This window comes from Pseudomonas sp. UBA2684, assembly GCA_002354655.1.
Taxonomy (GTDB): domain Bacteria; phylum Pseudomonadota; class Gammaproteobacteria; order Pseudomonadales; family Pseudomonadaceae; genus Aquipseudomonas.
Genome location: DELY01000006.1, coordinates 60,749 through 74,818, shown reverse-complemented (window position 1 = coordinate 74,818; position 14,070 = coordinate 60,749). Strand labels below are relative to the sequence as shown.

General features: G+C 58.3%; 9 protein-coding genes and 1 tRNA gene. 1 reads left to right on the top strand and 9 read right to left on the bottom strand.

The genetic code is table 11. The features are described 5' to 3' along the window. Positions 1-190 precede the first annotated feature (190 nt). Positions 191-1,648: a sigma-54 interaction domain-containing protein gene (locus tag B3M58_RS03155; RefSeq protein ID WP_296217101.1), complete on the bottom strand. Its 1,458-nt coding sequence runs from the start codon at positions 1,646-1,648 to the stop codon at positions 191-193. Positions 1,649-1,783: 135 nt separating this feature from the next. On the opposite strand from B3M58_RS03155, the gene B3M58_RS03150 reads away from it, so the two are divergent. Further along, complete coding sequence (locus B3M58_RS03150) at positions 1,784-1,942, top strand: YqaE/Pmp3 family membrane protein (protein ID WP_296217100.1); 159 nt, start codon at positions 1,784-1,786, stop codon at positions 1,940-1,942. A 605-nt stretch (positions 1,943-2,547) separates the two neighbouring features. On the opposite strand, the gene B3M58_RS03145 is transcribed toward B3M58_RS03150, so the two are convergent. From B3M58_RS03145 to rpoD, 8 genes are all read right to left on the bottom strand, one after another. After that, positions 2,548-3,381 carry a DUF4435 domain-containing protein gene (locus B3M58_RS03145; RefSeq protein ID WP_296217099.1) on the bottom strand — a complete coding sequence of 278 codons (834 nt, stop codon included), beginning with the start codon at positions 3,379-3,381 and terminating at the stop codon, positions 2,548-2,550. After that, the gene (locus B3M58_RS03140) at positions 3,365-4,729 is read right to left on the bottom strand and encodes an AAA family ATPase (protein ID WP_296217098.1); all 1,365 of its coding nucleotides are present in this window, start codon (positions 4,727-4,729) and stop codon (positions 3,365-3,367) included. Before B3M58_RS03140 ends, B3M58_RS03145 begins: the two co-directional genes overlap by 17 nt. 83 nt (positions 4,730-4,812) lie before the next feature. Then, positions 4,813-5,574 (bottom strand): nuclease-related domain-containing protein, encoded by a 762-nt coding sequence (locus tag B3M58_RS03135; RefSeq protein WP_296217097.1) that lies wholly within the window; start codon positions 5,572-5,574, stop codon positions 4,813-4,815. Between the two features lie 245 nt (positions 5,575-5,819). After that, the gene (locus B3M58_RS03130; protein ID WP_296217096.1) at positions 5,820-7,154 is read right to left on the bottom strand and encodes a type II toxin-antitoxin system HipA family toxin; all 1,335 of its coding nucleotides are present in this window, start codon (positions 7,152-7,154) and stop codon (positions 5,820-5,822) included. 2 nt (positions 7,155-7,156) lie between these two features. Beyond that, positions 7,157-7,417, bottom strand: a complete 261-nt coding sequence (locus tag B3M58_RS03125; protein ID WP_296217095.1) for a helix-turn-helix transcriptional regulator — start codon at positions 7,415-7,417, stop codon at positions 7,157-7,159. 814 nt (positions 7,418-8,231) lie between these two features. Then, positions 8,232-8,308, bottom strand: a tRNA-Ile gene (locus tag B3M58_RS03120). Positions 8,309-8,323: 15 nt separating this feature from the next. Further along, on the bottom strand, positions 8,324-12,058 hold the full coding sequence (locus B3M58_RS03115; RefSeq protein WP_296217094.1) for an EAL domain-containing protein: 3,735 nt from the start codon (positions 12,056-12,058) through the stop codon (positions 8,324-8,326). Positions 12,059-12,159: 101 nt separating this feature from the next. Continuing rightward, complete coding sequence (gene rpoD / locus B3M58_RS03110; RefSeq protein ID WP_296217093.1) at positions 12,160-14,007, bottom strand: RNA polymerase sigma factor RpoD; 1,848 nt, start codon at positions 14,005-14,007, stop codon at positions 12,160-12,162. Positions 14,008-14,070 lie beyond the last annotated feature (63 nt).

The following is a 14,070-nucleotide window of genomic DNA, read 5'->3' as shown; positions in this document are numbered from 1 at the left end:
CTCTTGCGGGCTCAAAAGCATCGCGGCCAAGGCGGCTCCTCCAGTCCGTAGCCCGGACTCCATCCAGGCTACGCATCTGACACGCTTACAGACCGTGGGAGGGGCTTCAGCCGCGACAACAGCTGTCGCAAGCCCGCCGCTAAAGCGAAATGCTACCCAGCACCTCCTACAGGAAACCGCATAGCCCGGCTCAGTCGTGCTTGCCCAGGCCATGCAGGGCCAGCTTGGCATACAGACCGGCACGGGAAATACCCAGGCGTTCGGCGGCCTGTTGGCGGTTGCCGGCCATGGCCTGCAACGCATCGACCAGCGCCTGGCGCTCGGCCTGCGCCAACTGCTCGGCCAGGGTCTGCGCCGCAGTGGCGGGCTGCGCTGTGGGGCTGTGCGCCGCTGGCGTCACCGGATCGATCAGCAGCGCGCGCAGGGCCGGCGCATCCAGGCGCCCGTCGACGTCCAATTGCGCGCGCTCCAGCAGGTTGCGCAGCTCGCGCACGTTACCGCGCCAGGGCTGCGCGCTGAGCAGGGCGAGGGCATCGTCAGTCACTTCCAGCGGGGCCTGAGCGGAGCGATTGGCGATATCGTCGAGCAAGTGTTCCAGCAGTGCCGGAATATCTTCGCGGCGCTCACGCAGCGGCGGTACGCGCAGGGCCAGCACGTTGAGACGGTAATACAGGTCATCGCGGAACTGCCCGGCGGCCACCTTGGCCTCCAGGTCAATGTGGGTGGCGGCGATCACCCGCACGTTCAGCGGCTTGACCTGGTTCGAACCGAGCGGCTCGACCTCCTGTTCCTGCAACACCCGCAGCAATTTGGCTTGCAGCGGCAGGGGCAGATCGCCGATTTCGTCGAGAAACAGCGTGCCGCCATTGGCCACCTCGAACTTGCCGATCCGCGCCTTGCGATCCGCTCCGGTGAAGGCGCCGGGCGCGGTGCCGAACAGCTCGGCCTCGACCAGGGTTTCCGGAATCGCCGCCACGTTCACCGCAACGAACGGGCCATTGGCCCGTGGCGACAAGTTGTGGATACCTTGCGCGAGCAGCTCCTTGCCGGTGCCGGTTTCGCCACGCAGCAGCACCGTGGCGTCGAGTTGCGCGGCGCGGCGGGCCTGGCGCTTCACCTCGCTGGCCGCGGCGCTGCTGCCGATGAACCCGGCGATGGTGTAGCGCGCCCGGCGCGCCTTGGCCAGCTCGTGCTGGGTCGCCACCAACTGGCTTTGCAGGCTGTTGTACTTGGCCATCAGCGGTTTCAGGTGGCGCGCCCGGTCGAACAGCACGAAGCCCAGGGCGCCAACCAGGGTGCCGTCCTCGTCGCGCAACGGGATGCGGGTCACCACGAAATGCTCGCTGCCGAAGGCCATCAGGTCGAGCATGCTCGGCTGGCCGCTCTCCACCACCTCGCGCAGACGGCTGGCCGGCAGCACTTCCTCGATTTCCTTGCCGAGCACGCTACGCGGATCGCTGATGCCGACCTTCTCGGCGTATTTGTCGTTGATCCAGACGATGCGCGCCTGCCGATTGACCGCGATGGTGCCTTCGCACTGGGCGTTCAGGTGATCGAACAGCAACGGCATGGCCACCGCGCGAAAGCGCTCGGGCGAGACGCCGATGATCAGGCCGTGTTGATCGAGATCGCCGCGGGAAATCGCCATGGCAGCAGGGTTCCGAAGAAGTGATGCGGCCGATTATGGGTGGCGCCACGCGCCAGCGGCAAGGAACCATCAGGGGGCTGCGGAGGTCGATTACCCAGTACAGCCCAGCCGGGCTAACTGAAAGGGAGTTGATTCATGGACCTGATCCGCATTCTGATCGCCATCCTGCTGCCGCCGCTCGGGGTGTTCCTGCAAGTCGGTTTCGCCGGCGCCTTCTGGCTGAACATCCTGCTGACCTTGCTCGGCTACATCCCCGGGATCATCCACGCAGTCTGGATCATCGCCAAACGCTGACGCTCGCCGCAGCAACCCAAAAGCCGCGCTATTGCGCGGCTTTTTATTGGTGGTGGGCCCACACGGACTCGAACCGTGGACCCAAGGATTATGAGTTGCCTAGAAACGCTGCAAACCCAGTGAAATCGTGCGTAGCTTAGCGCAGGTACAGTTAGCTGAAAGTAGCGTCGTAGAGCGGGTTAAGCGTAATTGAGCGTAGCCTGCAAAAGCTGGGCACTGTACCGCTGGTGTACTGTTTTTTGTACCGCGAAACGGTCAGGGTTTGATTTTTCATCGGGAATCTGACCGCGTAGATGCCACTGATCGTGATGTGGATCAGGCGTTGATCCGCGAGCAGTTACCAGCGTTGGAGCGCAGTACTTGCTTGCTCAGGCGAGCGTGGCGAGTAGGCATCGCATATGGCTGCGGCAATCAGGAGGTGTGCTGAGTTTTGACTAGTGCGCGCTCAGGTTTGAAGTGCAGTGAGTCGAAAATAGGGGAAGGCGAGGTTTAACTTTCTGTAAACCGTGGTCTGTCCCCTATTAACTATCGGCATTCTGAAAATAAGCTCCGTACTGTTGAGAGAGGCGTATATTTATAGAAAGGCAAATTTGTTTGGCACTAAATTAATAATTTACACCGGTGTCGGTTGGGTGCCAGTTGCTCAGTTGCTGGCTAATGCTGCTGAGTTTATATTCTTCATCTTCCATGCCGATTCGAAGTGCAGACTCAACTCTTGAATTATCTATTCTTCCTCCACGGCCAAGCTCAGTCATTAGGCCGCCAGTTAAAATCCCTACAGCATCATGACCTCGAACATAGTTCCATGGGTCTGTGGAGGGTAAGCCAGCCACAAGTGTTTTAAGCTCTTCAGCAGTGCTCGCCACTCCGCGCGATACACAAAATTCATATACTCTCTCTAGGTCGTAAGCCCATCTATTTGAAATGATAAAGTTCTGCGGTTTTAAGCATTTTAAAGAGACGTCGTTATGAAGTAAGTTGGCTGCCCTTATTTTTCCGAATTTTTCGCTAATACTCCTTATGTATTCGCGTACGGTGTTTCCGATTTTTGCTTCAAATGTATCAATTTTTTGAGGGGTGGCGTACTCACTCAAAAGTTTGTCTAGCGCCCTAGACCTAAGTAGCAAACCTTCAAGGTCGCGGGGGTCTGTGGACAAGATATTTGGTGGGCGATTTTCGATTGGCTTCAGCCAGTCTACGTCAGCATCAACAACGCCTATCAGCTTAGAGTTTACGGGGTCCTGTCTAAGGGCTGCAACTGTTTCGATTACATTAGCTTTTCCTCCAGCTGCAACTAACGCAACACCCTTGTATCGCCGACACTCAAAAAATCGTATGTCGCTAGGGCCTTCAACAAGCCAAAAAAAACCTTTAAAATCGGTTTGCATCATCTTGATTTCAGCAATGAGGTCTCCGACACTTTTATTCCACTGATTCATCGGCACTCGCATCCAAGGCTGTCATTAAGTCGTCCCGACCGCCCACGATGAATGGGGAATGGGTTGCGATTATTGAGTAAAAATCAGAAACCTTGGATATTGATAGTAGCTCCGGTAGAAAAGCTTTCTGCCAATTAACATGTAAGGATAATTCAGGTTCGTCAATTAAAACTAAAGTGTTTTTTGATACCTTAAATAGCAACTCGTAGAGTAATACAATCTCGTGTTGTTCACCGGATGATAGTGAGTCCAGAGGGATTTCAAGGTCTCCGGGCCCCTCAGCATAAAGTCCTCGGTCTTTGCTCAAAAGAATTTTCTTGTTTTTAAATTTAGCCTTGAGGCTGCTTAGTAGAAGCTCAGTTCTGTCGGCTAATGACTCAAAGGCTTTTAGTTTTTCTTCGCTGTCCTCAACGTAGAGGCTCATAATTTCGAGCTTTTGAGGTTCTACGTGGTCTAAGACTTGAATGTTAAAGGATTGGAAATTCTCAGAGTCTAGGATTCCTAGGTTTTTCAGATTTTCAAGTTGCTTTGCTAGTTCTGTAAGTCTGTTCTTTAGATCAGGTAGTTCTAGCGGCTTTGCAGACTTGGTAATGAAGCGGTGGGGGAAAGATTGGTCTAGCTCTTGAGATTGTTTGCCATAGTCTTTCAGGGCTGTTCCTATATTATTGGCTAGCTTAGCTGCACAATCATTAACCGCAGAGACTAACTTGGTGCCTTTTTTATTCCATTCATTGGCTTGTATTGGCTTGTAAAGTCTATTTGTCTCTACAAGGTGAACGCTGACTGTTTTCAGAATTGCGGTTATTGATTCTATATTCCTGCGTTTTTCTTTTGATCTGTTAGGTCGGTGAAAAAATACATCTAGCTCGTCAGGGCCTACTTCTTCGCCGGTACGTTCATCAAACCATACGCCGGGTGCAATCCGATTGTACCAAGGGGGGATTCGCCCACCTACAGGAGCATCTTCTGAAAAGTTATGAGAGGCATGTGTTTTCTTATCCTTTTTTATCTCGACTTCAATTCGGTGACTTATATTTTTCCGGCGGACTAGTTGTGCGGTTGATGCGCCTGCTCTCTTTACAACTATCTCCCAGCCGCTACTCAGGCGTGCATTAATTTGTGAAAAAGGAATCGATGCCAAAGAGTCATAGTCGCAATTGAATAAATTGCTAATGCTTTTCAGAAGCGCGGTTTTGCCGACGCCATTTGGGCCATGTACGATGGTGACTCCATCTGTATGGTTTAGAGTGATCTTGTGATTATAAAGTCCGTACAGTCCTAGTATTTCATACTCAATAAGTCTTTCTGTGCTGCTTGTGTTTGTTTCGTGCTCGTGAGTGCTTTCCATTAATTGTTCCTTGTCACTTATGTTTAGTTAAGTAATAGGGGTAAGCAGCGATTTTTATTTATTGCAGCTGAATTTTAAACATACTATATGGTTCGGCACTTAGGGAACGCTGAGCATCCCCAAAACTGCTGCCCCGCTTTCGCCCCTGATTTCACTGTACGTATCAGCAGCGCACTGCCACATTTCGGACATTGCCGCTCGGCTGTCGGATCACTTCTGCGTTTAAGGTTTTGCACATGCTCGCGATGTGTGGCGAGCGTCGGTGCGCGGCGGCCGGTTTGCAGTGCGTGCAGCATGGCACCTACTTCAGCCTCGCTGAATACCGGCTGCTGGAATGACTTGATATAGCGGATAAAGCCGATGCCTTGGGTGACGTTGGCCGGCACTTCTGTTTTAAAGGTGCTGCCGCCGACAAAGGTGATGACCGAGTGCAGGTGCTCGGGGCTAACGCCAAGGGTTGCTTCTAGTGCTTTGAGGTGCTTGTAGTTCTGGCGTAGCGGGTTCTGGAATTTGAAGGTGTGCTTGGGGAATTTCTGCGTCCACTGTGGCTGCTTTTCGCTGCCGAAGATCCAGCCGCTCATATTCTTCGTTTCCAGCACGAAGATGCCGTAGGGCGAGAGGAAAACGTGGTCGATCTGCGTGGTACCGTCTGGCGCGTTCAGGGTGACGTTGTGCAGGCGGCGGTAGGTTTGCTTATCCAGCTGCCAATGGGCAAACAGCCGCACGAGGAGTTCGCCGATATGACCCTTGGCCCAAGGCGATTTGAGCAGGCCGATCAGCAGCATCAGCGGGATAAACCAGCCCAGCGTGCCCCAGAGCTGCGCGATGACGGGGGTGAAGTCCATTTCCTGTCCTGGTTAATCCTGAGTTAACCGGATAGTACCGAAACTTGGCGTAAAAGCGCGAACCTAATACTAAAGCCTCTAGCGCGGGCCTTTTAGGCCTGTGCATGGCGAGGACGATTGAGGCCTGATGCGTCAGCGATTCAGGGGGTGAGCCGATACATGGCGTTATTCGGCTCACTGTGGCGTCGCAGCGCAAGGCTGCTGGGGTTGAGTGAATCTAGAACAGTTGGCCCCGCGTTATGGTTTCAGTGCTTCTTTGCCAGCAACTCAGAGCGGCCAATCACTTCACGGCTGCGCTCTGGCTTGCGTGGCCCGGAGAAGCCGGCTTCTGCAATAGCATTATCCAGGCCGCGAAAGTGCGGTGCTGCTTTGGGGCTGCGCAATGTCTCCATGCCCTGGTTCCAGGCGTGCACCATCTGTTTGGCCACATCGCGCCAGGCGGGCTCGTTTTTCGCGGCGTCGATAACTTCTTTGCCGACCTCTACGGCGGATTCGCAGAGTTGCTCGACCATGGCGGCGTACTGGCTAGGTGGAATGCCCAGCACGGCTTTGAAGAACGATTCCAGTGAGCGGCCTGGTGTCCAGGTTTGTCTGCCGCTGATGGACAGGCCGGGTGGGTTGTCGGCGAAGCGCGGGTAGGCCTGGGTGGTTACCAGGTCATAGATCGGGGTAAAGGCTACGTCCGCTCGGGAGGTGTAAAACAGCGCGATATTCTTCGAGTGGCAGTCGGCATTGCGCACTACGTAGTTGGTCAGCAACTGCCAGCCCAAGTGTTCACGTTGCGTGTGGAGGCGTGCAGCACTTATGTAGGCGCGGGTTGCGCTCCATACTCGCTCGGTGGTGGGGCTGTATTTTTCGTGTGGGGGTAAGCCCAGCAGTCCGCATGCATCCTCGACCCCGCAGCGTGGGACGCCTTGTGCGTCGACGTCGAAGCGATCCACCACCAGAACCTTGCCATCCTCGGACATGCGGCAGGTCGCGACCGGCACGACATTCAGTCGCGCGAGCACGCGCATGGTGTAGAACTCGTTGAAGCCGAGAAATGGCGTGCTGTCATCGGAGCCTTTGATGATGTGAAAACCGGTGCGCAGGGTCGGTTTGCCCAGGGGTTCCCGAGTGTGGGCAGCGTCTGTGGCAATGAACTTGGGCACGACCCCCGATACAGCCACCTGGGCGTATTGCCGCACCAGGTTGGTGAAACGTTCGGTGCTGTTTTCCGCCTTGAGCAGCTGACTTATCTCGAGTGGCGCCATCTCGATGCCGGGTCGAACGCCTTCAGGCGTGACCGACACTCTGCCGATGCCGGTGCCCCCGACCAAGGCCAGCAGCGATAAATCGGTGCCATCGAGCAGTGGGCCGAACTCCTCGCGGATAACGCCGAGCAAATACCCCTCGGGCAGGTTTTGCCGGAAAAACGGGAACAAGTCGCGGGGCCAGCGCCATGCTTCTTCACGAACGGGCATAGCCAGGCTGACAAAGTCTTCCAGTGCTGTTCCTGGAAGGTATTTCAGCACGTATTCATCGCGCTCCCGATAGAGTTTGGCGACCAGCCTTGAGCTGACGTGGACGTCGAGGATCATGCTCAATCTCTCCCTGAGCGCTGCTCGTTGAGGATGTCTTCAACCGTGCGTTCGTGCCCGGCCTTAACCAGCTTCAAGTCATAGCCTGCCGCCTCCAGCAGGCGAACCAGCACTGAGACGCTCATATCGCCTTTGGCCAATGTTTCCATGCGGGCCACTGTGGAGCGTGATACGCCGGCACTGCTGGCCAATGCCTCTTGGCTCAGCTTCGCGTCACCACGCGCCTGTTTTAGCATTTCGGAAACATCGTATAGAGAGGTCATTTGTAGCCCTCGGGCGTCAATAAAAGCGGATACGTCGAAAAATGTAGCTCTTGGGCTACATTTACACAAGGGCCGCCAGAATTGATTTGTAGCTTACGGGCTACGGAATGGACGTATTAGTCATCATCTGTGGCTTAAGGGCTACAAATTAGCTGGCATGACTAGGCTCCTGCATCCGCCATTCGGCTGCCATCGGGCTCGCCTCGCCGCTGTTGCGCTAGCAGGGCCTTGGCCAGGCTGGTCTCGCGCTCATTACCCAGCTGGATTGCGTCCACCAGGGCAAGCTGGCGTATAGCGCCTCACCCTGGCGTGTGGCACTGGGCACGCTTTTGAACAAGGGCTCGATGCTTTGGCCCATGTCGCTGCCCAATGCATCCTTCTCGGCATAGATGTGCTCACCGCCGGACAGCAGATGCGCAGTGGCCAGGCCACGCACGATAGGGCCGGGCCGTACCGGGAGCGCGTATTTCAACCCGTGGGCGAGAAATTCGTTGAGGGCGCGGGTGTTGAGCTGCGGCAGTGCGCTGTTGCGCCCTAGCTTGGCGAGCCCGGCATTAATGCAGCGATTACCCGCTTACCCTGATGGCTTCTTACAGCCCGAGTTAGGAGTGGACGCGCTTCTAGAAAGGCTAAGAGGGGAGTTGGAGGCTCTTCATGCGGTGGAGGAGTGACTGGCGGTCGGTTTTGTCGCGCTGATCTAAAAAACCGGGTCGCAGGCGAAACCAAGTGGTGACCAATACGGTGACCAAAAATGATTTATAGCGCAGAAAAGAAAAAGGCCAGTCCGAAGACTGGCCTAACTCTTTGATCTTTATGGTGGGCCCACACGGACTCGAACCGTGGACCAAAGGATTATGAGTCCTCTGCTCTAACCAACTGAGCTATGGGCCCTCAGAGGCGGGCGGATTATACCGGCGCCTTCTCGGCAGCGCCAATCGAACGGCGTGGGCCGAGGAAGTTGTGCGCAAAAGTGTCGGCGGCGAGTGGCCGGCTGACCACGAAGCCTTGGATTTGCTCGCAGCCTTCGGCGGCGAGGAACAGTTCCTGGGCTTTGGTCTCCACCCCTTCGGCGATCACCGTGAGTTGCATGCTGCGCCCCAGCGCGATGATGGCGCGGGCGATGGCGGCGTCGTGTGGGTCGTCGGGCAGGCCGCGGACGAAGGATTGGTCGATCTTCAGGATGTCCAGCGGCAGGCGTTTGAGGTAGCTCAGCGAGGAGTAGCCCGTGCCGAAATCGTCGATGGCCAGTTGCACGCCGAGGGCTTTCAGTTGGTGGAGGATGGCCAGGGCTTCCTCGGCCTGATTCATGATGAAGCTTTCGGTGATTTCCAGTTGCAGCAGGCTGGGGTCGAGCATGCAGCCGTCGAGCAGGTGCGAGATGCGCTCGACCAGCTGCGGTTGGCGCAATTGCATGCCGGCGAGGTTGACTGACAGCGGGCCGAACGGTGCGTGGTGGCTCTGCCAGTCGCGCATTTGCCGGCAGGCTTGCTGCAGCACCCAGTCGCCGAGCGGCAGGATTAGCCCGGTTTCTTCGGCCAGCGGGATGAAACGGTCCGGCGGGATTTCACCGAAGACGGGGTGGTGCCAGCGCACCAGGGCTTCGGCGCCGACCAGGCGTTGGCTGCTCAGGCTGAGCTTGGGTTGGTAGTAGAGCTGCAGTTCTTCGCGTTCCAGCGCGCGGCGCAGCTCGTGCTCCAGGGCCATGCGTTCGGTGGCCTGGAAGGTCAGGTCGCGGGTGTACATTTCCACCCGGTTGCGGCCTTTGGCTTTCGAGCGGTACATGGCGGCGTCGGCGTTTTTTACCAGGGTGGCGACATCCAGGCCGTCCTCCGGGTACAGGCTGATGCCGATGCTGGCGCTGATGAAGAACTCGTGGTCGTCGATCTGGAACGGCGGGCTGAAGCAGGCCAGCAGTTTGTTGGCGACCAGTTTGGCGTCGCCGGTCTGGTGCAGGCCGGGCAGCAGGATGATGAATTCGTCGCCGCCCAGGCGCGCCACGGTGTCGATGTCGCGCAGTTGTTCCTTGAGGCGCACGGCGATGCTTTTGAGCAGTTGGTCGCCGACCGGGTGGCCGAGGCTGTCGTTGATGTGTTTGAAGCGGTCCAGGTCGAGAAACAGGATGGCGCCTTGACGGTCGTCGGCTTGCGCGTCGTCGAGGGCGGCGCGCAGGCGGCTTTCGAACAGTAGGCGGTTGGGTAGGCCGGTCAGGGGGTCGTGGTGAGCCTGGTGGTCGAGGCGTGCCTGGGCGTGCTTGAGCGGGGTGATGTCGGCAAATACGCCGACGAAGTGGGTGATGGCCTGGCTTTTGTTGCGCACGGCACTGATGGTCAGCCACTCCGGATAGAGCTCTTGGTTTTTGCGGCGGTTCCAGATTTCCCCTTGCCAGTGGCCTTCATCTTCCAGCTGATGCCACAGGGCGCTGTAGAAGGCACTGTCGTGTTGGCCGGAGGCAAGCAGTCGCGGCGTTTGCCCGAGCGCTTCGGCCTCGCTGTAGCCGGTGATTTCACTGAACGCGCGGTTGACCGCGACGATGCGTTGCCGGGTGTCGGTGATCATCACGCCTTCGGCGGTGCTCTCGAATACGGTGGCGGCTTGTTGCAGTTTTTCCTGCATCACCTGGCGCTCGGTGATGTCGCGGGCGATGGTCAGCAGGCAGGGTTCGTCGCCAATCGGGATGAGCTGGGCGGACAGCTCGCATAAGCGCAACTGACCATCGCGTGTGCGAATCGGTGTGGCCAGGTCGCGCACGCTGCCGTGCAGCTTGATTTGCTCGATCATGCGCACGCGGTCGTTCGGATTGGCCCAGATGCCCAGCTCCAGGGTCGAGCGCTCGGCCGCTTCGCTGTTGCTGTAGCCGGTGATGCGGCTGAAACCTTCGTTGGCTTCGATCAGCAGGCCATCGCTGACGCGGGTGAGCAACAGGCCGTCGGGCGAGGCGTGGAAGGCTTTGGCGAATTTCTCTTCGGAGATTTGCAGCTGTTGCTGGGTGGCTTTGAGTTGGCTGATATCGCGCACGATCACTACCAGCGCAGGGGTCTCGGCGAGTTGGAAGGCCTGGGCGGAAATCAGCCCGGTGAAGAACTGGCCGTCATGCCGGCGAAAGGGCATTTCCAGGTTGCGCAGGCTTTCGCCCTGTAGGCGTTTGAGCAGGGTTGGGCCGATGCCGGGGATGCCCCAGATATTCAGCTCGGTGGCGGTTTTGCCGAGGGCGGCGGCGATGGGAATGCCGGTCTGCTGTTCGAAGGCGCTGTTGACCTCCAGTAGGCAGCCGTCCGAGCTGCGGGCGATGACCAGGATGTCTGGGCATTGCTGGAAGACCGAGGCGAATTTCTGTTCGGAAAGGCGCAGGGCCTGCTCGGTTTGCTTGGCTTCGCTGATGTCGATCATCAGGCCGCGCATGATGGTGTCGTCGCCGTGGCGGGTCAGGGTGACGATGTCGCGAATCCACAGGACATGGCCGTCGGCGGCGAACATCCGGTAGTCCAGGCTATGGCCGCGGCCAGCAGCACTTTCCTGCGCGCAGTAAGCCATGGCGTGCGGGGCATCGTCCGGGTGGACTTTGCTCAGCCAGAAGCCTGGGTGTTTCCACTCCGCCAGGGGGTAGCCGAGCAGTTTTTCCGCGTGTTGCGAGACGTAGGTAAAGGTGTAGTCGTCCAGGCGCGCTTCCCAGGCGATGGCCGAGAGGTTTTCCACCAGGCTGCGGTAATGCTGTTCGCTGTTGCGCAGCTCCTGTTCCAGTGCGCTGCGGTTGGCTATTTCGCTGCTCAGGCGGCGGTTGATGCGGATCACCATGGCGAGTCCGCCGATCAGCACGAGCAGCCCAGGGAGGCCATACAACAGGAGTTCGCGCCAGATGCTGCGCCGATCCAGCACGCCGCCGACCCAGCGCGCCTGCAAGGCGGTGATTTCGGCGCTGCTGATGTCGGCGAACAGCTTGTCGAGTATGCCCACCAGAATCGCCTGGTCGCGCGGGGCGGCCATCGCCAGTTGGTAGCGGTAGGGCGTTTCGCCGCTGATGAACAGGCCTTCCAGTTTGAGCTGACGCAGGCTCCAGATGCTGGAGGCGAGGTCGCCGATCAGCGCATCGGCCTGGCCGGTGGCAAGTGCTTGCAGGGCGGCATTCACGCTGGGCAGGGGCAGCAGGTTGAGATCCGGGTGCTGGCTGCGCATCAGCTCGTGCGGCGCGTAATCCTCGACCACCGCGATTTTCAGGCCGTAGAGCTCGTTCAGGCGGCGAGGCTGTGGTCCACCATTGCGCGCCAGGATGACAATCGGGAAGTCCAGATAGGGGCGAGTGAAGGCCAGGTAGGTCTGGCGCTCGGGGGTGGCCATGATGCCGGGGAGCAGATCGAGCTGGCCAGCCTTGGCCTGTTTCAGGACGTCGCTCCAGCTGCTCGGCTCTACTGGCTGAATGCTGATTCCCAGGCGTTGCTCGACCAGGGCGATGTAGTCGGCGGAGAGGCCTTGATAGCGGCCCTGCTCGTCACGAAATTCGAACGGCGGCCATGATGCATCGACGCCCAGACGCAGCACGGGATGTGCCGCCAGCCAGGCGCGCTCGTCTTCGCTGAGCGTCAACGCGGCAACCGGACTGACCCAATACGCCAGGCACAGCAGGAGAATGGCCGGCAATCGCGGCATAGCGGCCTCGTGGCGGAGCTATTGATCTCTCGAGTGTAGACGGGGCGTTGGGGGAGGGTGGCAGAAAGCAAAACCCCCGGTTTGGGCCGGGGGTTCTGGGTTTACTCGTCGAGGAAGGAGCGTAGATGCTCGCTTCGCGTCGGGTGGCGCAGCTTGCGCAGCGCCTTGGCTTCGATCTGACGGATTCGCTCGCGGGTAACATCGAACTGTTTACCGACTTCCTCGAGGGTGTGGTCGGTATTCATGTCGATGCCGAAGCGCATGCGCAAGACCTTGGCTTCACGGGCGGTGAGGCCGGCCAGCACTTCGCGGGTGGCTTCCTTGAGGCTTTCCACGGTCGCCACGTCGATCGGCGATTGCATGGTGGAGTCCTCGATGAAGTCGCCCAGGTGCGAATCTTCGTCGTCGCCGATCGGGGTTTCCATGGAGATCGGCTCTTTGGCGATCTTCAATACCTTGCGGATCTTGTCCTCAGGCATTTCCATGCGTTCGCCCAGCTCTTCCGGGGTCGGTTCGCGACCCATCTCTTGCAGCATTTGCCGCGAGATACGGTTGAGCTTGTTGATCGTCTCGATCATGTGCACCGGAATACGGATGGTGCGCGCCTGGTCGGCGATCGAGCGAGTGATCGCCTGACGAATCCACCAGGTTGCATAAGTCGAGAACTTGTAGCCGCGACGGTATTCGAACTTGTCCACCGCTTTCATCAGGCCGATGTTGCCTTCCTGAATCAGGTCGAGGAATTGCAGGCCGCGGTTGGTGTACTTCTTGGCAATCGAGATCACCAGACGCAAGTTCGCTTCAACCATCTCTTTCTTCGCGCGGCGGGCCTTGGCCTCGCCGATCGACATGCGACGGTTGATGTCCTTGATTTCGGCCAGGGTCAGCTCGCATTCGGCTTCCAGGGCAGACAGCTTCTGCTGGCAGCGCTGGATGTCGGCTTGCAGGCTGCCGATGGCTTCGGCGTACTTGGCCTTGCCCTTGGCCAGGCCAACGGACCACTCGGTGTCGATTTCATTGCCAGGGAACAGCTTGAGGAAATCGGCGCGCGGCATCCGCGCATCACGCACGCAGAGCTGCATGATGGCGCGTTCCTGGGCGCGCAGGCGCTCCAGGGAGCTGCGCACACGGACAACCAGTGCGTCGTACTGCTTGGGCACCAGCTTGATCGGCATGAACAGCTCGGCCATTTCTTTCAGCGCGGCAATGCCTTGCTTACTGTTGCGGCCGTGCTTTTTCAGGGCTTTCTTGGCGAGGTCGAGGGCGTCGCCAATCGCGGTGAAGCGGCGCAGGGCCTCTTCAGGATCCGGACCGCCGTCGCCTTCCTCTTCCTCGTCGTCGCTGGCGTCGCCGTCTTCCTCGTCTTCCTTGTCTTCGGCGGCGTCACCGTCCTTGGCAGGCACGGGAGCGGCAGCTTCGGCAGGAACGATGCCGTCGTCTGGGTCGATATAGCCACTGAGGACTTCAACCAGGCGGCCACCTTCGGTGGTCACGCGGTTGTATTCGCTGAGAATGCTGTCGACCGTGCCTGGGAAGTGGGCAATTGCCCCCATGACTTCGCGTATGCCTTCCTCTATGCGTTTGGCGATTTCGATCTCGCCTTCGCGGGTAAGCAATTCCACCGTGCCCATTTCACGCATGTACATGCGCACTGGGTCGGTGGTGCGACCGATATCGGTTTCAACGGCGGCGAGTGCGGCAGCGGCTTCTTCAGCAGCTGCTTCGTCAGTGTCGGCCTCGGCCAACAACAGGGCGTCCGCATCGGGAGCACTCTCGAATACGTTGATCCCCATGTCGTTGATCATGCGGATGATGTCTTCCACCTGTTCCGGGTCGGAAATATCCTCCGGCAGGTGGTCATTGACCTCCGCGTAAGTCAGGTAACCCTGCTCACGACCGCGGCTGATCAATTCTTTCAAACGAGATTGCTGTTGCGCTTTTCCGGACATAACACCCTATCCACTGAAGGTCTTGGCGGGCTAAAAACAAGCCGCGGATTATACCCGAATAAG